Source organism: Chryseobacterium sp. BIGb0232 (assembly GCF_024810195.1).
Lineage (GTDB): Bacteria > Bacteroidota > Bacteroidia > Flavobacteriales > Weeksellaceae > Chryseobacterium > Chryseobacterium pennae.
Window position 1 is genome coordinate 165576 of sequence record NZ_JANUEH010000012.1, and the last position, 23646, is coordinate 189221.

Here is a 23646-nt window from a genome sequence, read left to right on the forward strand (position 1 = left end):
CTACCTATCATCTGGAACCTTATTTAGCTTTCTCTTCTTAAAAGATAGTTTGCCAGCTCAATGAACGGCTTTTTCTTTTCTTCCGGAATATCAATTTTCTTAAGATAGCTCTGACCGATTTCGTTGTGTTTTTCGATCAGACGAAGTGCTTTTTCATCTACTTTTGTTCTTCTGAAGATCTTTTCAACTCCGTAGACTTTATCAATATTGTCTGTCTTTTTAGAATACCAGTAATCCAGTTCTTTTCTTTCTTCATCTGTAGCATGTTCTCTTGCTAACAGGTAAAGAACTGTTTTCTTGTTCTCATAGATATCTCCGGCATGTTTTTTCCCAAACTGTGCCTGATCTCCGAATACATCAAGATAATCATCCATAATCTGGAATGCAATTCCGATGTGTTTTCCGAAATTGAAGATTGCTTTTGCATCCTTAAAATCAGCTCTCGCGATTAATGCTCCGATCTCAAAAGAAGAAGCACTCAATACTCCGGTTTTGTAGGTAATCATTCTAATGTAATCATCAAAGGTTACATTTTCCTGAGTTTCGAAATTGATATCATACTGCTGTCCTTCACATAAAAGAAGTCCAGTATGGGTAAATATTCTGATACAAGCCTTGAAAATTTCAGGTTCAAGGTCTTCAAAGAATTTATAAGCTTTAAGCATCAATCCGTCCCCGGAAAGAATTCCCACATTGATCCCGTGTAGTGTATGGATGGTAGGTTTATTTCTTCTTAAAGGAGCCTCATCCATAATATCATCATGGATCAGAGTAAAATTATGGAAAAACTCGATTGCTAAAGCCGGCTTTATAGCTTGCTTCAGGTCTCCACCAAACAGATCACAGGCCATCAGCACCATAATGGGACGAAGACGTTTTCCACCATGGGAAATGATATAGTTCATCGGATCATATAACTCCGTAGGCTTATCTTTAAAAGTGTACTTATTGATGGCTTCCCCAACAATCTGCTGGTATCTGTCTAAAAATTCCATAAAATCTTATAATTTGAACAAAAATACAATTTTTCAAGGCTTTATAAAACAAAAAACTTTGCCCAAATGGACAAAGTCTATATGATAATTGTGATTTTTTATCTTAAAATAAGAAAGTTACAAGAAGATAAGTGATACCAGCTACAATTGCTGAGATCGGAATGGTTAATACCCAAGCCCAAAGTAAGCTTACTGTAATACCCCATCTTACTGCTGAAATTCTTTTCGTTAATCCAACTCCGATGATAGAACCTGTAATCGTATGTGTTGTAGATACAGGAATACCGAAGTGGTCTGTAATGAATAAAGTAATAGCTCCTGCAGTTTCTGCACTCACACCTTCCAATGAAGTTACTTTAGTGATCTTTGTTCCCATTGTTTTGATGATCTTCCAACCCCCACTCATAGTTCCTAGAGCAATGGCAATAAATGAAACTAAAGGAACCCAAATATAATGTTGTGCAAAGTAATCAAAACGTCCCGCAGAAGGAATATTCAAATACTGTGTATCCTGAAGCATATTAACGTGATAGTAAATTACCGCCGCTCCAATGATTCCCATTACTTTCTGAGCATCATTCAGACCATGTCCTAAACTGAACAAGGCTGAAGAAACCAGCTGCAATCTTTTGAAAGATTTGTCTGCTTTGTGTGGGTTTGATCTTTTATAAAGGTGTACAATAATTAATGTAATAATGATTGAAATAATCATCCCTATGATTGGTGCCATGAAAATGAACAAGAAGATAGGAATAACTTTATCAAACTTCACTACACCTTGATGAGTTACCTGAATGAAAGCTTCTTTAATAGTTTCCCACATCCCAAGTCCTGGCTGTGCTGCCGCCACATCATGGTAATCCATCATAAAAGCATGCGTTAAAGCTGCTCCCAGGAATCCTCCGATCAGTGTATGCGACGATGAGGAAGGAATCCCAAACCACCATGTCAGAAGGTTCCAGGCAATAGCTGCCATCAAACCGGAAAATATAACTTCAAGCGTGATAAAATTCTCGTTAACTGTTTTGGCAATTGTATTACCAATTTTAAATTCTCCAATAATGTAAGCAGCAATAAAGAAAGCTGCAAAGTTCCAAAGTGCTGCCCAAAGTACAGCCTGGAATGGAGTTAAAACTTTTGTAGAAACGATAGTTGCAATCGAATTGGCTGCATCATGAAAACCATTGATATAATCAAAGATCAGCGCCAACGCAATAATAACTATCAGTAAAATCGGAAATTCCATTTTTTGCTAGGTATTGTTATCTTTTAGGCGTATTTAATCATGATGTTCTCAATTGTATTGGCAACATCTTCAGCTTTATCAGTTACGATTTCAAGATAGTTCAATACAGAAGAAACCTTAATGATGTTGATGGCATCGTTGGTTTCAAATAACTCTACCATTGAGTTAGAAAGCAGGTCATCTGCAATGTTCTCAATAGAGTTTACTTTAATACAAGCTTCCTTCACCTGCTCCATGTTCTTGAATCCTTTAAGGTTTTTCATTGCATTCTGGATTTCAAGACATGCCTTGTGAATCAATAGAGAGAAATCTGAATACGCTTTCATCTCAGGAGATTTGTATAGGAAGATATATTTTGTAGACGCGTAGATATAATCAGCGATATCATCTAAACCTGTTGCCAGTGTGTGAATATCTTCACGGTCAAAAGGAGTGATGAAGTTTTTTCCAAGTTCTACGAAGATTTCGTGAGTAAGCTCGTCATTCTTATGTTCGAAATCACTCATTTTTTTCAACATTGAATCGTCATTAAGATCGAAATCCTTGATTCCAGCGTTGAAATCTTCAGACATTGCAACTAGATTTTCAGTTACCTTTTCAAAAAGTACAAAGAAGATTTTATCTTTTGGTTGAAAAGCGTGGAAAATATTACCAATTCCCATTTTTTAGTATTTATAATTCGAGTGCAAATTTCCTAAAAAAGGATCGCACGTGAAACTATATAACATTAAGTTTTGTTAACATTCGCTTACCTACTGATTACCAAATAAAAAAACCGGCATTACTGCCGGTTTTGTATAGTATAAAAAGGGATTAGTTAGCTACTTCAGCTCTCATATCTTTCCCTTTGAATTTCATCGATTGAATGTTACTTAAAACATTATCTTTAAAGGATTTTTCAACTTCAAAGAAAGAGAATTTCTCTAAAATCTCAATATCACCGATTTCAGCTCTTCTTTTGCTTTTTCCATCATCAGTTGCCTTATTGATAATATCTAAAACATCAAGTTTCTTCAAATGATCTTTTTTTCCAAGATTAAAGAAGAATCTAACCATGTTTTCATCTCTTCTTCTTGGTTTGCTGCTACGATCTCTATCTCTTCCGCGATCTCTGTCTCTATCACGACCTCTGTCTCGGTCTCTGCTATCCCTGTCACGTCCTCTGTCTCTTCTTGAGTAATCATCATCTCTGCTGCTCAATTTCTGCTCAGTAAGATCATGCTTGTCTTTGTAATATAAAGCAAGGTCTTTCAATTGGAATTGCAGTAACTGGTGTACCAATTCTTCTTTTGTGAAATTGCTCAAATCCGGGATTAAGCTATTATCAAATTCGAAAATATCTTCGTGCTCCGTCAATAATTTTTCGAATACACCTCCTACCTGAGCTTTGATAATATCTTCACCTGTAGGAATGAATTTTTCGTTAATTTCAATTTTTGTTGCAGATTTAATCTGCTTCAGTTTTCTGCTTTCTTCAGGCTTGATTAAAGCCATAGAAATACCATTTTTTCCAGCTCTACCTGTTCTACCACTTCTGTGAACAAATACTTCAGGATCATCAGGTAAAGAGAAATGAATAACGTGAGTCAAAGAGTTTACATCCAATCCTCTTGCTGCAACATCTGTTGCTACAAGAATATCAATGTTTTTCAATCTGAATTTCTTCATTACCGTATCTCTCTGCGCCTGAGAAAGGTCTCCATGAAGGGCATCAGCTGCATAACCGTTCTGCATCAAGAAATCAGCCACCTCCTGAGTTTCCATTCTTGTTCTACAGAAAATAATGGAATACTGATTCGGGTTGGCATCAATTAATCTCTTTAATGCTTCTTTTTTCTGACGGTACCCTACCACATAATATTCGTGTGTAATATTCTTCTTCACTTCGTTGATAGAACCTACTGAAATACGGTGTGGCTTTGTAAGGTAATTTTTGGAAATTCTTTCCACTTCTTTATTCATCGTAGCCGAGAATAAGAAAGTTTGTTTAGTTTCCGGTGTTTCTCTTAAGATGGTTTCCAACTCGTCTTTGAATCCCATAGAAAGCATTTCATCAGCTTCGTCTAATACTAACCAATGAATAGCAGAAAAGTCAAGTGCTTTTCTGTTGATAAGATCAATTACTCTACCAGGAGTTCCCACAATAATCTGTGGTTTATCCTTTAAAGATCTCATCTGATCTACAATACTACTTCCACCATAAACTGCTGTAGTTTTGATGTCTTTCATGTACTTAGAGTAATTCTTTATGTCTTTAGAAATCTGAAGACATAATTCCCGTGTCGGACAAAGCACCAATAATTGGATTTTGCGACTCGTATCGTCAATCATATCCAAAATCGGAAGCGAAAACGCTGCTGTTTTGCCTGTCCCTGTCTGCGCAAGTGCGATCAAGTCGCGAATATCTGAAAGAATAAAAGGGATAGTCTGTTTTTGGATTTCTGTTGGGCTTTCGTAGCCCAGTTCGCCAATTGCCTTAAGGATATCAGGACTTAAATTGGTTTCCGTAAATAAATTCATTAACTATTTTAAAATTTTTGCAAAGATACAATAAATATTTGACTTGTTTTTGAATAAAGTTTTAAATATACAAAGTTAAATTCAGAATCTTATAATACTTTTTTAATATTTGAAAAAATAAACATAAAAAAACAAGCCTTATATTAAAAAACTGTTAAACATTAGTTTTTTTTATTAAATTGGATTGATTTTTTCTGGATTATTTATGAATTTTCAAAAACAAAACTATGAAACGCAAATTTTTCTTTTTGATATTCTCATTGATAACGCTTGAAATATTGGCCCAGACACCTAATTATCCCGCCCGCTGGACCCTGGATAAATGTATTGAATATGCAAAGGAAAATAATATTTCTATCAATTCATTAAGGCTTTCTAAAAATTCGGCCCAACAGGATTTATTCCAAGCTAAAGAAGCAAAATACCCTAACCTCAACGGAACGGTTTCACAAGGACTTTTTGCACTGAATAGTAACGATGGTCTTCATGTAACGGGTGCACAAACCCAAAGCATTGGAGCCAATTCTTCCATGACGATCTATCATGCCAATTATATTAAAAATAATGAAGCATCAAAAAACCTGCTGGTCCAGATGGCTGACTTATCTGTACAGGAATCCCAAAACAACATCACCCTAAGCATCACACAGGCTTATCTGAATATTCTGATGAATGAAGAAAATATCGTTTCCCTGGAAAATGTTCTGAAAACAACCCAAACTCAATTAAAACAGGGAGATCAGCTTTATAAAGCAGGAAGCCTGTCAAAACTTAATTACCTGCAGATTCAGTCACAGGTTGCTCAGGATGAGTATAATCTGACTTCAACTCAGAATAATTTACGGACTAATATTGTTAATTTAAAGCAACTCCTGCAATTACCAACCAATTATGACTTTCAGATTGCAAAACCTGACAGCATTATTGTAGATGATCAGCTAAAACCATTACCGGACGTTCAGAATCTCGCTCAAAGCCAACGTCCGGAGGTCAAATACGGAGAATTGAATGTGGAAAATTCGAATACCAATCTTAAAATGGCACAGGCTTCTGTTCAACCAACCTTAAGTGTGGTAGGAAACATTTCAACCAATTATTCCAACGGAAATGGAAATTATTTCAATCAATTGGGTAACAATTTCTACATGCCTATCGGATTAAGCCTCGGAATTCCAATTTACAACAACAGAATCTACAAAACTCAGATTGAAAAATCGAAGATTGCCATAGAACAGGCCAATCTTGATCTGCAAAACACAAAAACAATTCTGAACCAACAAATCGAGCAATCATATATCAATCTACAAAATGCCCTGTCACAATTCGATTCCGCTTCCAAACAAATGAACATCAGTAAACAGAGCTATGATATTGTAAATGCTCAAATGAAAATAGGCAGTATCGACTATGTGCAGCTTCAACAGCAGCGATTGCTTTACATCCAATCTATTCAAAATTATCTGCAGGCAAAATACACTGCAGTTCTTAATAAACAGATCTACGAATTTTACGCAGGTAACCCTATAAATCTAAAGTAAACTATGAAAACAAAGAATAAAAAATGGTTGTATTGGGTTGTAGGCGGCATCATTGTTTTAGGTGCAGTCTGGTTTTTCTTCATCAGAGAAAAAGAGATAAAAATCCAACTGGAAACTGTAAAACCCGAAATGGGAGAAATATCCAATTCTATTACAGCTACAGGAACTATTCAGCCGGTAGATACCGTTGCTGTAGGGACTCAGGTATCAGGTATCATCAAAAATATTTATGTAGATTTTAATTCTACAGTGAAAAAGGGGCAGCTTTTAGCTACTCTGGATCCGGATCTCCTCAAGTTTCAATCTGAACAGTACCAGTCTAATCTACAAAATGCAAAAAGTAACCTTGCCTATAATGAAATCAATATCAACCGACAGTCACAGCTTTATAAAGTAGGTGCTATCAGTAAGGCGGATTATGACAATGCCACCAATCAATATAATATAGCAAAAGCACAGGTAGGTACTGTAACTGCTCAGCTTTCTACCGCCAATAAAAATCTTTCACTCACGAACATCTATTCTCCGATAGACGGCACGGTTCTTAACAGGAATGTAAGTGAAGGACAGACTGTTGCATCAAGCTTCAGTACACCTACTCTATTCAGTATAGCAAAGGACCTTACGAAGATGAGGGTTCGCGCCTCAGTAGATGAAGCTGATATCGGAAATGTGAAAGTTGGGCAGAAAGTTACTTTTACAGTTGACGCTTTTCCTGACGAAACATTTGACGGTGAAGTTGCCGAAGTCCGGCTCCACCCTACTGTCTCCTCGAATGTTGTAAACTATACAACCATTATCAATGCTGATAATCCCGAACTAAAATTAAAGCCGGGAATGACAGCCAATATCACAATTTATACGCAGATTATAGATAATATAATGAAGATTCCGGTTGCTGCAACCAGTTTTAGGCCCGACAGCCTTGTTATTCAGAAATATAAAATCAACTCTCCTTTTGCCAATGGCAAAAAACATGAAAAAGGACAATGGAAAAAGCAGAAAACGAAAGGGATGGATAAAAAGAATGAGATGGGTGTATGGGTCATTGCCAAAGACAGTACGATATCCCGTAAAAAGATTAAAACAGGAATGGATAATGATACTGAAATGCAGGTAATTTCAGGCTTGGATAAAAATGACAATATTATCACCGGTTATAAGCTTTTATCTAAAAAATCTTCAGGCGGGCAGGCAAAAAGCCCGTTTATGCCTCAAAGAAGAGGTGGTGGAAATACTAAAGGCAACGGTGGTGGTGGACCAAGACAGTAATAGTACCTTATCCAAAATTTAAATTAAGAGAATCAGCAATTCTAAAATAAAAGTCATGACAGAAAAAATTCTGGAAATCATGGATCTGAAAAGAGAATTCAGGATGGGTGAAGAAATCGTTCATGCGCTGAAAGGAGTTACTTTTTCAGTAGAAAGAGGTGAATTCGTAACCATCATGGGAAGCAGTGGCTCGGGAAAATCTACCCTGCTCAACATTTTAGGCTGTCTGGATAAACCATCAAACGGGGATTATATTCTGGATGGAGTCAATGTTAAAAACCTTGACCGCGATGAACTGGCCATATTAAGAAACCAAAAAATAGGTTTTGTATTTCAGGCCTATAATCTTCTTGCCAGAACTACTGCAAGGGAAAATGTAGAGCTTCCCCTTCTTTATAATCCTAAAATTTCAACGGAGGAACGATATAAAAGATCAGTAGAAGCACTTGCTGCTGTAAAACTGGAAAACAGAATAGATCACCTCCCTAATCAGATGTCCGGTGGACAGCAGCAGCGAGTGGCTATTGCCCGGGCTTTAGTCAATGAACCTGTAATGATCTTAGCTGATGAAGCTACAGGAAACCTTGACACAAGAACTTCATATGAAATAATGGCTCTTATGCAGGATCTCAATCAACAGGGACGTACAATTGTCTTTGTAACACACGAACCTGATATTGCTACTTTTAGCAGCAGAACGGTAACACTACGGGACGGAAAGGTTATCAAGGATATTAAAAATGACAATATAAAGTCTGCCAGAGAAGCTCTGGATAACCTTCCGGTAAATGATGACTATCAATAGCTAATCCAAAACCCATTGCAATGAATCTCTCCAATCTCTTCAGAATTGCCTGGAAAGCCCTTTTAAGAAATAAACTACGTGCATTTTTAACCATGCTTGGGATTATCATTGGTGTTGCCTCGGTAATTGCCATGACAGCTATTGGTGAAGGTTCTAAAAAAAGCATCAGTGACCAGCTTTCTTCAATGGGTTCCAATATGATTACGATCCGTCCTTCAAGTAACGTGAATGTTTCAGGTGGAGCAAGAATAGGAGCTTCCGGATTACAAACCTTAAAACCACAGGATGCTGAAGCCATTTCCAAAGGCGCTGCGGATGTTTCTTCTGTTTCTCCGGCTGTACAGACCAATGGACAGTCTATCAACGGGCCCAATAACTGGCCTACTCAATTGCAGGGTGTAAATGAAGAGTATTTTCAGATCAGGGATTGGAATATTTCCAGCGGCAACCTTTTTTCCAAAAAAGATGTCACTTCTTCCAACAAAGTCTGCCTTCTGGGACAAACTGTTTATAATAATCTATTTCCTAATGGCGAAGATCCGGTGGGAAGTATTATCAGATTCAATAAAGTTCCTATGAAAATCATTGGCATCCTTGCTCCCAAAGGCTCCAATGCATTCGGGCAGGATCAGGATGATGTGATTATTGCGCCTTTTAACACTGTTCAGAGAAGATTTTTAGGAATAACATATGTACAGACCATTTATGCATCTTCTACGAATGAGAATACTTCACAACAGGCTACCGATCAGGTTTCAGAGATCCTTAGAAAACAGCACAAGCTACCCCTGGATGGAAGCAATGATGACTTCAGCGTAAGAACTCAGGCTGAACTGATTTCCACGATGAGTTCCACCAGCCAGCTTTTGACAGTACTGCTTTCAGCTATTGCAGGGATTTCTCTTATTGTGGGCGGAATCGGAATTATGAATATCATGTATGTTTCTGTTACAGAAAGAACTAAAGAAATCGGCCTTAGAATGTCTATCGGAGCAAGAGGAAAGGATATCCTGTATCAATTTTTGATTGAAGCCGTTCTCATCAGTATTACCGGAGGAATACTTGGTGTTATTTTAGGTATTCTCACTTCGGAGCTGGTCACCTTCTTCTTGTCGTGGCCTACTTTTATTACAGAATCGTCAATTATTATTTCGTTTATTGTCTGTGCTGTAACCGGAGTATTTTTTGGGTATTATCCTGCCCTGAAGGCTTCAAAACTGGATCCTATTGACGCATTGAGATATGAATAGTTTTGTGTAAATTTGAATAACGTTGCGGCTTTGAGATATCAGACATAAGTTTATATCTTAACCCTGAAACAACTAACACAATTAAATACCAAACAAAAGTATGTCAGCCAGCATTTCTTCCAAAACCTTTGATTTTCTAAAGAAATTAAGCAAAAACAACAACCGTGAATGGTTCAATGAGAATAAAAACCTGTATACAGAATCTCAGGGAAATGTTATTGAGTTTTTGGATGACCTGATCAGGGAAATGTCTGGTTTTGATGAAGAACTTTCTAAAATCGACAGCAAAAAATCACTCTTCAGAATTTACCGTGATACCAGATTTTCAAAAGATAAATCCCCTTATAAAACCAATTTCGGAGCTTCACTAGGAATGGGAAAAGGACATCAGAAGGGTGGATACTACCTTCATATGGAACCGGGAAAATCTTTTTTAGCCGGCGGAATTTACATGCCTGAGTCCTCAGTACTGAAGGAAGTACGAAAAGAGATATCGCTCTACGGTAATGATTTTCTTAAAATTCTAGATAATAAAGACTTCAAAAAACATTTTCCGGAACTGGATCAGGATGATAAACTGAAAAAGGTTCCTCAGGGTTTTGAAAAGGAAGATCCTATGGCTGAATATTTAAAACTTAAGAATTTTATTGTAGTGTACTCACTCAAAGATGAAGAGGTTTTAGATCAAAACGCTCTAAAGAATATGACTAAGATTTTTAAGCTGATGAAACCATTTAATGATTTTCTGAATACACCTTTCCAGGCTTAAAAATTCCTGATTTTTTTCCCACAAATCTCCTTTAGATTCACAAAAGGATTTAGTAATAAATTAGATAATAATTTGCATATATCATAAGAATACACAGATTCTTATGGGTAAATGCTTTGAGGATGTAAATTATGTTATTTATGAAAACATTCGTGTTATTTGTGTTTAAAAACCTGTGAAGTTCTTGGGTTATATTTTGCACTTACCTCTTCTTTAAAATAAAAAGCTTGCATAAGGCGTTTCTGTGACAAACTTAAAATACATTACAATTCAGTCCCTTACAAAACATCTAATAAAGACTATCTCCTGAAAATCAATTTATTATATTTAACATTTTTTAAGATAAGTTTTACATTTTTGTTTATCTTTGCTGTTCGTCAAAAAGCTAAGGATGTCTTTATACCAAAAAATTGCAGAAAAACTACAATATATAAGTCCGGATTTTTATAAAAAAAGATACTTTAAGACCTTAAACCATCTTAATAAAGATAATTTTTCGGAACGCAATGTAGAACCGGAACTGGTATGGATCAAAGAATACCTTCCCAAAAGTGCTGTAATACTGGACATTGGTGCCAACGTAGGAACTTTTCTATATCAGCTGGAAAGCAAATTAAATCATGAGCATATCTATGCTTTCGAACCTAATAAAAAGCTTTATACAAGACTGAAAAGACTATTCCCTACAATGCGGGTACTTCCTTTGGCTCTTTCTGACGAAAATACAATAGCGGAATTCAAAGTTCCCATTATCAACGGAAAAACGATTGCTTCCCGTGGAACCTTAAACACTGCTTACAAAGAAAAAGGCGAAGAGAAAAGCTATACTGAGAAAGTAAAGGTTATCAAACTGGACGAATGGGCAGCCCTTGAGCACTTCAACAGATTAGATTTTATTAAAATAGATGTTGAAGGGAATGAAATAAAAACTCTTTCGGGAGCAAAAGAAACCATCAGACAGTTTATGCCTACCTTAATGGTTGAGATGGAACAAAGGCATCACCAAACACCAATATGGAATGAAATCTCTGAAGTAGCAAGCTGGGGATATGAAGTGAAATACCTGAACAGGAACAGCTTTACCCTTGAGCCACTTACAGAGGAAATTCTATTACAAAATACAAACGACGAAAAAAATAAAACTCAGTACATCAACAATATTATTTTTATACCTAAAAACCCTTAAAACAACTTTATGAGTGTAGTAGCGAGACAAGGCTTCAAATATTCCATTATTGGCTATATTGGTTTTTTGCTGGGCACAGTTTCTGCAATATTCATTTTTCCAAATGATTTTGAATTTTATGGAAAACTCCGCTACAGTATGCAGACTGCAGAAATGCTTGTTCCTTTTGTGGTTTTTGGAATTTCATACGCTAATGTAAAGTTTTTTCATTCTTTACAAAAAGATGGCAAAAATCAGAACATGCTCTCTCTATCGCTTGTTACGATTTTAATTAACTTCCTGATATTTTCTATTGTATTTTTTATTCTTCCTTACTTTTATCCCAAGTTCATGCATTCGGAAGCCTGGAAAATTAAGGGAATTATCCTACCTCTTATTCTGGTTTTATCTCTTTGTGCTATTTTCAATAAATACACGTCTAATTATAAAAGAATTGTTGTTTCTAATATCTTTGACAATCTCTTCCCTAAAATAGCCAATTTGGGAGCTTTCTGTCTTTTCTCTTATTTTGCTCTGTCTCAGAATATAGCATTAGCCTTTTTCTTCGGAATGTTTACTTTAATGCTTTTCGGATATATTTATTACACGAATAAGCTTGAGAAAATTCATTTTGATATCAGCACAGATTATTTTAAAAAGAATAATTTCTGGAAGGAGTTTTTAAACTACAGTTTTTTTGGTTTTCTGGGGACCTTTGGAAATTATCTGGCAATCAATAGTTTTATGATTGGAGAATTTATGGGCATGGAAGAAAATGGTATTTATTCTGTACTGTATGCTCTTATCTCTTTAATTTCCATTCCACAATTGGGGTTATTCAATATTTCGGCCCCTATTATCAGTAAGCATCTTGCCGATGGTGATATGGAAGGCCTTGATAAGTTTCATAAAAAAACATCATTAACCTTATATTTTTTGGGAGCTGTATTGTTTTCCTGTATTATGGTTGGATTTCCTTACCTAACTCAGTTTATGCCTAAAAACGGTGTTATGTTAAGAGAATACGAACCGGTTGTATGGATCTGGGGTTCTGCAGTTTTAATTGATCTGGCAACAGGATTTAACGGAAATATCATCTCTCTTTCAAAGTATTACAGATTCAATATTCTGTTAATGCTTTTATTGGCAGGATTAACGATTGGACTGAATTTTTACTTCATCAAAAACACTGATCTGAAGCTTATCGGAATTGCTTTATCTACAGCTATTTCCCTTACCATTTATAATGTTCTCAAAATTTTATTCAACTACATTGTTTTCAAAGTTTCACCATTAACTATTGAAATGATCTTCGTATCTATCATTTGTACCCTGGCGATTACTGTAGCAATTGTTCTGCCTAATTTTGACAACAACTTCATCAATCTGATCTATAAGCCAGCCGTAGTTCTTGCATTGATTTATATCGGAAACTATTTTACAAAAATTTTCCCGATCGAGGATTACCTGAATGCAAAGTTTATTAAGAGTATTTTTAAGTTTAAATAAAACTTAGAAAGAAAAATAAAGGAACAAAAATGCAGTTTTTTAACCGGCAATAAAACCGTTTAATAACTGTTCTACTTTTGTTTGAACTTCTGCCCTACCGTAACTTTTCTGAAAATCGAAATGAGTTTCGGCAAGCTCTTTCAGTTGTTCGAGAATATTCTCTTTTTCAGGTACAATGAAATTCAGTTTTGAAGGATAATTCTTTGGAAAAACAGCCAATTTCCCATAGGCAATTGAATCACCCAGGTTTCCTGTCATCTTGGTTTGTCCATATGTTTCCTGTATGCTGAAAAATTCCGTCCCCTGCTGAATCGGGCACCAAAGCACATCTGCTTTCTTCATCCACTTCTCAAAATCTTCTGCAGAAATCCTTTCTGAAAAATAGGTTACAGAAATATTCTCCGGCAGGTTTGAAGATAAATGTTCGAGCTTTTTCAATTCTTTATCCTTAGCTTTTCCAAGAAAAATAAATTCACATTTCTGATCTGTTCTAATCTGCTGAATAATAGTGAAAATATGGTTATAATCTCTCCTCTTTTGTGAAACACCACCGGGGATGACAATCATAAGACTTTCATTCTTAGATTTCACAAAGTCTCTGGCATAAAAAAGAGGTAAAAACTGATGTCTGTCAGAGGTCAATGCTTCATCCAGCACCATCAGGGATTTTGATTCCTGATATACTTTAGTGGCATACAGCAACCCTTCTTTTAACCACAACTTCATCCGGTAGATAACATCTCCTTTAAATACACTTTTGATCAAATCAAATTTCGAAGCCCTGGTAAAATTGAGGTTATGGGTAATAACAGCTGTATTGTATTTATTTGTTACAGCAAGAAATGTATTAAAGAAACGGTGAACGGTTCCTACAATAACCAAATCATATTCTTTGGTCTTAAGCTGATCTAAAATCATAGAACTATCAGACAAAAAAACATTTGATTCTGTTTCGCCGATCTGATCTTTAATTTTTTTTGAAAAATAATAATCTACACTGAAATTCTGAGATCCTTCCATAATATTTATGAAAGCCTGTGCTATTTCTGCGTGGGTGTCTATTTCTATGTAGGCTATTTTTTTCACTAACTGATAGCGGTTATTTTTAGGTTTTGGCTAAAGCCGATTTAATTTTTATTTTTCATTACGAATGGGCTAAAGTCCATTCCTATTGATGTTTATTTTGGATTACAGCATTATATTTTCAGCCATTTTTTCTTCAGCATTTTCCAACGCTGATCATTGACTACCTTCTGTTCTTCCTTTGTAATTTTAAGCTCCAGTTTTTTTGACTTACAAGCTTCATAGGATTTCACAATATCAAAAAAGAATGATGGTGATTTGCTTTTCATTGCTTCCTTTGAAGAGGCTATATAAGCCAGAAACCTGTTTAATCCTAAAAAATAGAAATAACGGCCGTAATAATCAGCCGGTTTGATGGTATAATCGGCTCCTTTTACTTTGATAAGTTTTACATGGAGTTCCGGCAGGACCACTTCCTTCCATCCCAAATGTTCCAATACGATAGAATCTATATTATCCCAACCTAATGTTTCTCTTAAACCACCCATCTGAACAAAGCATTCCTTTCGGTAAGCTTTCATAGGTCCTCTTACATGATGTTTATTGGAGTTTCCTTCGTACACCCAGTTCCCTTCCTGTTCCACATAAAGTAAACCTCCTACCAATCCATATTCAGGGTTATTAACAAAAGCTTCTTTTACAGTTTTCAGGTAGTTTTCAGGTAGAATAATATCAGCATCAAATTTACAGATGATATCAAACTCATCTACAGATTGTGTCTGCAAACCATTTTTAAAGGCATGAACAACCTTTGAACCAGGCTGATGTTCTGATTTCTGAAGGTTTATTGTTTCAAAACGGGAATCAGTCTCTGTATATTTCCTGATCACCTCAGGAGTAGCATCTATGGAACCGTCATTAACGATTACTACCTTAAAGTCCTTACTACTTTGTTGTTGCAGGGAATCCAGAGTGAATGAGAGGTTCTGCTCTTCGTTATGGGCAGGAATAATAATTAAAAACCTCACGGATTATTTTATAAATGATGAATAACAAGTGATAAATGATGCTTTCACATCATTTACCACTCATTGTTTTATTTTACTTGTTATGCGGCTTCAGCATGTTTTTCGGATCAAGGATCTCATCAAGTTTTTCCTGAGAAAGAATTCCTCTTTCTAAAACAAGATTGTATACACTTTTCCCGGTTTCCAATGCATCTTTGGCAATCTGTGTGGATTGTTTGTAACCGATATAAGGGTTTAATGCTGTAACAATTCCGATGCTGTGTTTTACCATATTCAGACATACTTCTTTGTTGGCAGTAATTCCTACCACACATTTATCACGAAGGGTATCTAGTGCATTGCAAAGGAAATTGATATTTTCCATAATAGCATGAGAAAGTACCGGCTCCATTACGTTAAGCTGCAATTGTCCTGCTTCTGCAGCAAAGGTTACTGTAAGATCGTTTCCAAATACTTTAAAACAAACCTGGTTTACCACTTCAGGAATAACCGGATTTACTTTACCTGGCATAATAGATGATCCCGGCTGCATTGGCGGAAGGTTGATTTCGAACAGTCCAGCTCTTGGTCCTGATGAAAGCAGTCTTAAATCGTTACAGATCTTTGATAATTTTACTGCAAGACGCTTCGTCGCTGAAGAATAAATCACATAAGATCCTGTATCCGGTGTAGCTTCTACAAGGTTAGGTGCGGAAACAATCGGGAATCCTGTGATCTGAGCTAAATTTTTAGCACAAAGTGTAGCATATCCAACCGGGGCATTCAGTCCTGTTCCTATGGCAGTAGCTCCCATGTTTACTTCTACGAAAAGGCTTGCATTATTATTCAGTTTGGAAATATCTTCTTCCAGTGTAGCAGCATATGCTTCGAACTCCTGTCCTAATGTCATAGGAACAGCATCCTGAAGCTGTGTACGTCCCATTTTGATAACATCATGAAACTCCTGTCCTTTTGCACGGAAAGCTTCAATGATTTTCTCCAGTCTTTCTACCAGACCGATATTCATATGCAGCAATCCCATTTTGATTGCGGTAGGATAAGCATCGTTGGTTGACTGTGAAAGGTTGATATGATCATTAGGTGAACAAAACTCATATTCGCCTTTATTTTTTCCTAATTTTCCCAATACAATGTTAGCAATTACTTCATTCGCATTCATATTGATTGAAGTTCCTGCTCCTCCCTGTATCATATCTACCGGAAATTGCTCATGGTATTTTCCTGCTACGATCTCATCGCATGCTTCTGCAATTTTGAAATATAGGTTTTCATCAAGAAGTCCTAATTCATAGTTAGTTTTTGCGGCTGCTTTCTTTACGAAAGCCAGTCCTTTGATAAAATCCGGATACGCTGACAGAAGTTGTCCGGAAATTTTGAAGTTGTTGATTGCTCTTTGGGTCTGCACTCCATAATAAGCGTCTAAAGGCACGTTCAGTTCGCCTAATAGATCACTTTCTTTTCTGAAATTTTCCATTACAGATATTTTACTGTTTTTGATCGTTTAAAGATAACAAAAACGCATCGATCCGATGCGCTTTAATTTGAATTATTTTACTGAATATTTTACATTTAAAGCTTGCAGTATAGCCCATGTTTCGGCATCCATAATTCCGTCATAATTTTGTGGACGGAAATGATACTGGAAAGCTTCAATCGTCTTCTTGGTGGCATCATCCCATTTTCCGCTAAGCTCTATTCCATAACCGAATTTCTGTAATGCAGTCTGTATAGCAAAAATGAAGACTGTATCATTATATTTTGCCGGAAGCTCTGTCTGTGCAAGATCGAAGTAATTTTGTTTGGCTGCTTCATCATACCACATTCCTATCTGGTATTCATCATATAATTTTTTCCAAGGGAACATTGGCCCGGGATCCTGCTTTCTTGTAGGTGCAATATCTGCATGGCCAATCACATTGGTAGCCGGGATCTGATATCTTGTCACAATATCTTTCGCTAAAGCGGCTACTTTTCTTACCTGTGCATCACTGAAAGGAACGAAAAGTCTTTTACCTGTTGCATCAGTAGTAAAGCCTGGATTTACAATTTCAATTCCTATGGAAGTATCATTAAGATTCTTGTCAGCTCTCCATGAACTTACTCCGGCATGATAAGCACGCTTATTCTCATCTACCAACTGATAGATTTCATTATCTCCGGTATTGTTTACCAGGTAATGAGCACTTACTCCCGGCTGGGTAAGAACAGTGATGGACTTGTCATCAGGAAGTACAGTATAATGCATGATCAGATAACGCTGTCTGAAATTCTGTGCCATGGCAGGAAAATAAGTTTTCACCACTTTATATCCTGCAGGTTTTGCAGATACAATAGAACCATAACTTGCCGTATTATCATTTTTTGCTGGGTCTGCTATATTAGTAGTAAAAAAGTCTACTCCATGATCGCTCACAATTTTTGGTTTTGGAGCTTCTGGTGTTTGAGTTTTAGCTACTGGTTTTGGCTGTACCACTGGATTTTTCGGTTGGTACGTATTTTTTTTTACATTTTTTTGAGAAGCACATGAAAAAACTAAAGTGCTTAATCCGATGATATATAATGTCTTACGCATCAGTTTGGTTTTTTATCAATTTATTACCTCAAAAATACACAAAAAATTCTTGAATTTTATTTGGTAAATAAAGAAATCTATTCTATATTTGCACTCGCAATAACGGAACAAAGATCTTTAAAAAATACAATAATAAAGGAGAGTTGCCTGAGAGGCCGAAAGGACATGTTTGCTAAACATGCGTACTGGAAACGGTACCAAGGGTTCGAATCCCTTACTCTCCGCTTTTATTATTTTCGGGGCGTAGCGTAGTCCGGTCATCGCGCCTGGTTTGGGACCAGGAGGTCGCAGGTTCGAATCCTGCCGCCCCGACTGTTTTAGTAATTTTTTCAAAATTACAAATGGGTGCGTAGCTCAGCTGGATAGAGCATCTGCCTTCTAAGCAGACGGTCAAAGGTTCGAATCCTTTCGCGCTCACAAAAACCTCATCATTTTTATGATGAGGTTTTTTTGTTTTTATTTTTCTTTCAAACCAGCCTTTTTAAGAAAATAGAAAGATCAAACTCAACTCAGAAGGCTTTGCAAATCTGCAAAATAAAGTGATATACGATAATGCAGGAAGGTATCAATACACAATAGTCCAAAGAATAAACCCGTAAATCCTAATGACAATCCCCTATAATAATCCGCTGTAAAAATGAAACAGAGAATTAGTGAAATAATAGTGAGCATAGCCCATACAATTCTAAATACAGTATAAGACTTTTCATCATTTTTTGTTTTCCTATATTCTGCTGCAACTGTTTTCTGAGCATCCTTTTTAAACTTTTGGTTTATTTCTGCTGCATATCTGATTCTGTTCATTACAAGGTATGTACCATAGCAGGTATTCAATACTAATAATAAGAAAATTGGGATCATCATTCCACGCAAAAGTGTATTTTCACTCCTGAGTACCAAAATAAATAACAGAACGAGTAATACTGAAAATGAAAGCATCCATTTTCCCTGCTCAGCATCTCCGTTTGCCCAGGATTGCAGTTGAATAAAATCCATGATTTAGGTTTTAGAATATTGTACTTCTGTGGTTGTTTCACCAAATTTTTGTTTGAAAGAATAGTAGAAATGTGACAGGTTTTCGAAACCGAGGTCTAAGTAAAAATCTATAGGCTTTTTCTGTTTATATTTGATTAAATAATAAGCTTCTTCCAAGCGTTTTTCCTTCAGCCATTGTTGTGGAGGGCGGTTAAAAACTTTGGCAAAATCACGTTTAAACCCTGAAATACTACGTCCCGTTAGCTTGGCAAATGATCCTACACTAATATTGAACATAAAATTATTATTCATAAATTTCTCGAGGTCAACAAGATGTGGTTTTGCAAAATCGAACAAAACATATTTAAGGTCAGGATTACTATCCAGCAAAAGTTCAATCGCTTCCCTGATCTTTAATTCTGCCAGTCTAGGTGTTGCCTCTTTGGTTTTGTTGATATAGGGAGCCAACGAAATAAAATAACTGTGTAAGAACTCATTGGGTTCAAAAAAAAACTTCTGCTTTCCCTCATAACATTCTTTAATCTTAATTTTATTCTCAAAAGCATAATGCTGGAGTGTCTTACTATCTAATGTAATAGCAATAAACTTATAGTTCCCAGATTTTGAAGGATATTTAATCGTTCGGATCAGTTGGTTTCGCTTTACCAGTATTACCGTATTTTCCTTAATAATTGTAGTATCATTATCGTAAAAAGCATGAGTCTCGCCAGCCAGTTGAAATCCTAAAAAATGATCAGGATAATATTCTTCAGTTCCTCTTTGCATCTCAAACATACAAGAGTACACCAGCTTATCAAATATTATTTCGTACACAGGTTCCATCATATGAATTGTAAAAAATTAAATATTTCATTTATCAGCTCCTGCAGCAGCAATTTCTTTGTCCTGCTCTGCTGTTCCGCCTGAGCAACCAACAGCACCTATAATATTACCGTCCTTATTCTTTAAAACTACCCCTCCTGGAATGGTAAGGAGTCCTCCATTGGAATTAATCATTCCATAGGCGTGCATCTCAGCACCAGAGATAATAGCCCCCATGACCTCGCTATCAACGCCAAACATAGCTGCAGTTCTAGCTTTTTTTAGAGCAAAGTCGATAACTCCATATAAACTATCCAATCTTGCGAAAGCAACCAGGTGTCCACCTGTATCTATAACTGCTATACTAACTGCTATTCCTAAATGTTTGGCTTTTTCTATAGAGGCATTCAAAATTTGAGTTGCCTCATTATATGTAATGTTCATTTTATATATTTTTAAAGTTTAAATGAAAGAAGCATGAACAAGAATATGTTCATGCTTTCCTAAAATCAATTAGCTTTTTGCAGTCCAGGCTTCTGCCTGCAGCTGCTTAACAAAATCCTCAGTTTCCTTAGGATGTACATTTCTGAAATTGGAATTGTCGTCCAAAGCTACATTTACAATGCAGTCAGCCATTGATTGTGGATCCAGCTGTTGCTTTAAAGACTCAGCAGCTCCGTCAAATGCGGATGATGGGGTAAAATTAGTTTCAGGGTTATACCATCTGAAGATCGAATCTACACCACGATCATTAAAACCTGTACCGAAAACCCCAGGGTTGCAGGTTGCAATTTTGATATTAAAATCTGCCAGTTCTGTTCTCAGCCCCTCAGCAATAGCACCCATAGCATGTTTTGATGAGCAATAAGCTGCAACATATGGAACCGTCCATAATTCTCCCATAGAAGTTGTAAATACAATCTTTGCAGCCTTCTTCTGCCCTACCCATTTCTTAATGAACCCCTGAGCAAGCTCCAGCCCCCCAAAAACATTTACATCAAACATAGAACGGATAAGTTCCAAAGGCTGTTCAGCAATTGGCCCTCCTTCCATAATTCCTGCATTACTGATCAGAATATCAACATCGTACTTATCTACAATATAATTGATATCACGAGAATTGGAGACATCCAACTTATCAGCGATCAATTCAACACCCAGTTCCTTTGCTTCACGAATCAGATCACTCATCTGGGGATATACCTGTGCCGTGGCAATTACTTTATACCCTTTTCGGGCTAGATCAAATGCAGCGATTTTTCCAAAACCACTTGCAGCTCCTGTAATTAAAATTGTTTTGCTCATTTAATGTTTGTTTAAATTCTATAACAAAGTTGCTTAAATTACGCAAAGCCAATATTGCCTCACAGCTCTATTTTATATTGCTCAAAAGTTCAATATTATTTTATGGAGGTATTTATTATTTAAAAAGTATAAAGTTGGGTTAAAAGATATTATTGCTCCACAATGGTAAGTGAGTTATAGGCACCACTATCTGAAATATCGAATTGGCTGATTGTACCATCAAATGCTACGGTAATCCATGTAAATGGTCTTAATTTATCTCCTTTATTCAAATAAACACTTACCGTACACGCTGATCCCACTGGTACTGCATTTGGAGCAGCTCCGGTATCGGAAGCATATCCATTATTTGTTTTGACTCTTTGAGTGATGGTCCCTGCCGGATTTCTGACCTCCCAAATTGCTTCTGTCTGATTATTCCCTCCTGTATTGACCTGGCTCGATTGTAATGCAAAAGTAAAAGTGGCAAAGTATATTCCAGTTCGAGGAGCGATAAACTCACCAGTAGATGGACTAAAGTTACTGGTGGGAACACCAGAGTCAGAATCTAATTTTTCTGTCCAATTGGTTAAATATGATGATCTCCTTTGCACAATACCGGATTTAGGTCCAATCTCTGCAGGTGTACCACTCTCAAACACATACGTATCCTGAGTAGTTTTACTGGCCATTACAATAATTCGTGGTTTACCTTTTGGAAAAAAACTAACCCAATTCGTTCCATCTGAAAACTCTAAATATCCTTTCACTCCAATAGCTGGACTTCCAACATATCTCAATGCACCAGCACCAGCCTGCACAGCCGTTTTATTGGTATTTCCCACTGCTACAGCACCATTATTTCCACTACGCAAATCTATGGCAACTTTTGGACTGGCAACCAATACACCAAGTTTACCGGTATTGTCAACAATAACCTTCCCTGCATCGGTTTTAATTTCAACAGGATTGGTGGGATTTTCTATACCCATCCCTATTTGTGCATTGCTATGCCCTGCCCAGAAAAGCAGCAGTGCGGATACTCTGATTAAATTCTTTATATTATTTTGTTGCATCATTATTTTTTTTACAGTTCGCTAATACTTAGGTTATTTAGCTTCCCATCGTTTAAGGTATTTCTTCCGGAACTTATATTATGCTTTACACTGAATTTAATGGTATTACCAGTTTTAAGATTAAAAATTGCATTACAGTTTCCACTTATATAATTATTTACAGCTCCGGCCTGAAATGCAGGATAAGAATTGACCGTTTTGAATATTTGAATATTTTCCACATTCCGATTACTTTCTATTGCTGTTTCTATGTAAGTGTTTTTTGGAATGTTACCACTAGCTAAAGTAATATTGAAAGATACCAGATAGAACCCATCACGAGGGGCTGTAAAAGTACCCGTAGAAGGATCAAAATCGCCATTCGGAGTGGTTCCCAGATCTACTGTCTCGCTCCAGCCGGATATATAGGTTGTACTATTACCTCCTATACTTTGGGCAGAACTTTTATTGGCATTAACAAGTGCTTTGGTTGGCGGGGCAAGAGGTAGGGCAATCCATTGTTCACCATCAGAATATTCCAAAAAACCACCTGTATTATAGCGTATAGCCCCTGCACCAGCTTCTGCGGGTGTTTGTGTGCCGGTTCCGAGACCAATAAGCCCCTTATTGTCTGTTGAACGAAGATCCACTTTGGTTATGGGATTTAAAACACCAATGCCCAGGTTACCATTGGCATCTACAACCACATCATTGGAAAGCTTTGCAGCATCAGGAGTTGTTCCGTTGTCTTTTGCTGCATCTATTTGTAAGGGCTGTGAAGGGCTAGAGGTAAAAAAACCTACCTGTGCAGCTGTCTTAGACGAGTAAAAAAATAGAATACAGGCAAATGCCTGATATATAATATTGATTTTATTCTTCATAGTAATCTATCTTTTAATGTTCTATAATCGTTAAGTTATTGAATCCGTCATCCGGATTAGTTGGATCAGAAGGATTAGTGGTCACTCGCAACCCTATGGATCCACTTGAGATCAGATTGTGCCAGAGTCTTGTTACAACCTTTGTTCCGGCAGTTAATGTAAGTGTAACTGTACTTGAGCCTCCCGCCTGTGTAGATCGGGTAGAATTGGCGTCATCCGAAGTCCCTGTCATGGATTGTCCGAAGGTTTTGTAAACACTCGCCAGCACTGTGTTGGTTGTCGTATTATAAAATTGGGATTCTACTCTGGTCCCGTCATTAATTACAGCTCCATTGAAATTAAAGGTTAGCAAAAAGGTATAGGTTCCATTACGGGGAGCTGTGAAAACACCCGATGTTCCATCAAAACTGCTGCTCATATCACGTACTACATTCCAATTACTGATATTGGCGGCTGTATTTTGTGTTATTGACTGGCTGCTCACTTTACGGGCAACAATCACCACTTTTTGAGGGGCTATATATGCTTTGTGCCATACAGAACCGTCTGATACTTCAATTTTTGCTCCTACAGGAACATTCACTACATCATACCTTACCGCTCCGGCACCAGCATCAGTTGCAGTCATGGTAGTAGTATTGAGACCTAGAGAATTTTCTGCGCCCTGAGATCTCATATCAAGTTTTACCAGAGGAGTTAAAACCCCTACTCCAATAAAACCTGTTGTTTTGCTTACCACAACATCATTGGATATCTGTACTGCAGATAATGTTTCACTGGTTGAATTGTCTTTAGCTCCATCTACATGTAAAGCTCCTTGAGGATTAGATGTTCCTATCCCAATTTGTGCATACACAAGATCAGTACATGGATAAATTATTCCTAAGACAAGCACTAGAAAACGTATTTTCTTTTTCATTTGTATGTTTTTTATGAA

The 23646-nt window shown here is 36.7% G+C and carries 22 protein-coding genes and 3 tRNA genes; 10 read left to right on the forward strand and 15 right to left on the reverse strand.

Annotated features, from left to right (window positions below; genetic code table 11):
• Window positions 1-23: 23 nt before the first annotated feature.
• From M2372_RS21510 to M2372_RS21525, 4 genes are all read right to left on the reverse strand, one after another.
• Window positions 24-995: a polyprenyl synthetase family protein gene (locus M2372_RS21510; RefSeq protein ID WP_123321214.1), complete on the reverse strand. Its 972-nt coding sequence runs from the start codon at window positions 993-995 to the stop codon at window positions 24-26.
• Window positions 996-1098: 103 nt separating this feature from the next.
• Window positions 1099-2241, reverse strand: coding sequence for an inorganic phosphate transporter (locus M2372_RS21515; RefSeq protein ID WP_123321213.1), 1143 nt, complete (start codon window positions 2239-2241; stop codon window positions 1099-1101).
• Between the two features lie 23 nt (window positions 2242-2264).
• Window positions 2265-2903, reverse strand: a complete 639-nt coding sequence (locus tag M2372_RS21520; protein ID WP_115973515.1) for a DUF47 domain-containing protein — start codon at window positions 2901-2903, stop codon at window positions 2265-2267.
• 151 nt (window positions 2904-3054) lie between these two features.
• Complete coding sequence (locus M2372_RS21525) at window positions 3055-4761, reverse strand: DEAD/DEAH box helicase (RefSeq protein WP_115973514.1); 1707 nt, start codon at window positions 4759-4761, stop codon at window positions 3055-3057.
• Between the two features lie 227 nt (window positions 4762-4988).
• On the opposite strand from M2372_RS21525, the gene M2372_RS21530 reads away from it, so the two are divergent.
• The 7 genes from M2372_RS21530 (at window position 4989) to M2372_RS21560 (ending at window position 13069) form a co-directional block, all read left to right on the forward strand.
• A complete protein-coding gene (locus M2372_RS21530; RefSeq protein ID WP_123321212.1) occupies window positions 4989-6299 on the forward strand; it encodes a TolC family protein in 1311 nt (436 codons plus the stop codon).
• Between the two features lie 3 nt (window positions 6300-6302).
• Entirely contained in the window at window positions 6303-7571 is a 1269-nt protein-coding gene (locus tag M2372_RS21535) for an efflux RND transporter periplasmic adaptor subunit (RefSeq protein ID WP_123321211.1), read from the forward strand.
• A gap of 55 nt (window positions 7572-7626) precedes the next feature.
• Window positions 7627-8376: an ABC transporter ATP-binding protein gene (locus M2372_RS21540; RefSeq protein ID WP_123321210.1), complete on the forward strand. Its 750-nt coding sequence runs from the start codon at window positions 7627-7629 to the stop codon at window positions 8374-8376.
• 20 nt (window positions 8377-8396) lie between these two features.
• Window positions 8397-9626, forward strand: coding sequence for an ABC transporter permease (locus M2372_RS21545; RefSeq protein WP_115973510.1), 1230 nt, complete (start codon window positions 8397-8399; stop codon window positions 9624-9626).
• 100 nt (window positions 9627-9726) lie between these two features.
• Window positions 9727-10395: a DUF2461 domain-containing protein gene (locus tag M2372_RS21550; RefSeq protein WP_123321209.1), complete on the forward strand. Its 669-nt coding sequence runs from the start codon at window positions 9727-9729 to the stop codon at window positions 10393-10395.
• Between the two features lie 391 nt (window positions 10396-10786).
• On the forward strand, window positions 10787-11581 hold the full coding sequence (locus M2372_RS21555) for an FkbM family methyltransferase (RefSeq protein WP_123321208.1): 795 nt from the start codon (window positions 10787-10789) through the stop codon (window positions 11579-11581).
• A gap of 9 nt (window positions 11582-11590) precedes the next feature.
• Window positions 11591-13069 (forward strand): lipopolysaccharide biosynthesis protein, encoded by a 1479-nt coding sequence (locus M2372_RS21560; protein WP_115973507.1) that lies wholly within the window; start codon window positions 11591-11593, stop codon window positions 13067-13069.
• 39 nt (window positions 13070-13108) lie between these two features.
• Here the strand turns inward: M2372_RS21560 and M2372_RS21565 are convergent, their stop codons facing one another.
• The 4 genes from M2372_RS21565 to M2372_RS21580 all read right to left on the reverse strand — a co-directional run bounded on the left by M2372_RS21565 (window position 13109) and on the right by M2372_RS21580 (window position 17692).
• The gene (locus tag M2372_RS21565) at window positions 13109-14155 is read right to left on the reverse strand and encodes a hypothetical protein (protein ID WP_123321207.1); all 1047 of its coding nucleotides are present in this window, start codon (window positions 14153-14155) and stop codon (window positions 13109-13111) included.
• A gap of 110 nt (window positions 14156-14265) precedes the next feature.
• Window positions 14266-15120 carry a glycosyltransferase family 2 protein gene (locus M2372_RS21570; protein ID WP_123321206.1) on the reverse strand — a complete coding sequence of 285 codons (855 nt, stop codon included), beginning with the start codon at window positions 15118-15120 and terminating at the stop codon, window positions 14266-14268.
• A 73-nt stretch (window positions 15121-15193) separates the two neighbouring features.
• Window positions 15194-16594, reverse strand: coding sequence for an aspartate ammonia-lyase (gene aspA, locus M2372_RS21575; RefSeq protein ID WP_115973504.1), 1401 nt, complete (start codon window positions 16592-16594; stop codon window positions 15194-15196).
• A 72-nt stretch (window positions 16595-16666) separates the two neighbouring features.
• Window positions 16667-17692: an N-acetylmuramoyl-L-alanine amidase gene (locus M2372_RS21580; protein WP_123321205.1), complete on the reverse strand. Its 1026-nt coding sequence runs from the start codon at window positions 17690-17692 to the stop codon at window positions 16667-16669.
• Window positions 17693-17829: 137 nt separating this feature from the next.
• Between M2372_RS21580 and M2372_RS21585 the strand changes: the two genes are divergently transcribed.
• From M2372_RS21585 to M2372_RS21595, 3 genes are all read left to right on the forward strand, one after another.
• A tRNA-Ser gene (locus M2372_RS21585) sits at window positions 17830-17916 on the forward strand.
• A 13-nt stretch (window positions 17917-17929) separates the two neighbouring features.
• A tRNA-Pro gene (locus M2372_RS21590) sits at window positions 17930-18004 on the forward strand.
• Window positions 18005-18035: 31 nt separating this feature from the next.
• A tRNA-Arg gene (locus M2372_RS21595) sits at window positions 18036-18109 on the forward strand.
• 87 nt (window positions 18110-18196) lie between these two features.
• On the opposite strand, the gene M2372_RS21600 is transcribed toward M2372_RS21595, so the two are convergent.
• From M2372_RS21600 to M2372_RS21630, 7 genes are all read right to left on the reverse strand, one after another.
• Window positions 18197-18688 carry a hypothetical protein gene (locus M2372_RS21600; RefSeq protein ID WP_123321204.1) on the reverse strand — a complete coding sequence of 164 codons (492 nt, stop codon included), beginning with the start codon at window positions 18686-18688 and terminating at the stop codon, window positions 18197-18199.
• A gap of 3 nt (window positions 18689-18691) precedes the next feature.
• On the reverse strand, window positions 18692-19513 hold the full coding sequence (locus M2372_RS21605; RefSeq protein WP_259081181.1) for an AraC family transcriptional regulator: 822 nt from the start codon (window positions 19511-19513) through the stop codon (window positions 18692-18694).
• A 24-nt stretch (window positions 19514-19537) separates the two neighbouring features.
• Window positions 19538-19933 (reverse strand): heme-binding protein, encoded by a 396-nt coding sequence (locus M2372_RS21610; RefSeq protein ID WP_123321203.1) that lies wholly within the window; start codon window positions 19931-19933, stop codon window positions 19538-19540.
• A gap of 69 nt (window positions 19934-20002) precedes the next feature.
• On the reverse strand, window positions 20003-20794 hold the full coding sequence (locus tag M2372_RS21615; RefSeq protein WP_115970778.1) for an SDR family oxidoreductase: 792 nt from the start codon (window positions 20792-20794) through the stop codon (window positions 20003-20005).
• Window positions 20795-20943: 149 nt separating this feature from the next.
• On the reverse strand, window positions 20944-21852 hold the full coding sequence (locus M2372_RS21620) for a hypothetical protein (RefSeq protein WP_228438634.1): 909 nt from the start codon (window positions 21850-21852) through the stop codon (window positions 20944-20946).
• Window positions 21853-21860: 8 nt separating this feature from the next.
• The gene (locus M2372_RS21625) at window positions 21861-22709 is read right to left on the reverse strand and encodes a hypothetical protein (RefSeq protein WP_123321202.1); all 849 of its coding nucleotides are present in this window, start codon (window positions 22707-22709) and stop codon (window positions 21861-21863) included.
• 13 nt (window positions 22710-22722) lie between these two features.
• Window positions 22723-23628 (reverse strand): hypothetical protein, encoded by a 906-nt coding sequence (locus M2372_RS21630; protein ID WP_228455788.1) that lies wholly within the window; start codon window positions 23626-23628, stop codon window positions 22723-22725.
• Between the last annotated feature and the right edge of the window lie 18 nt (window positions 23629-23646).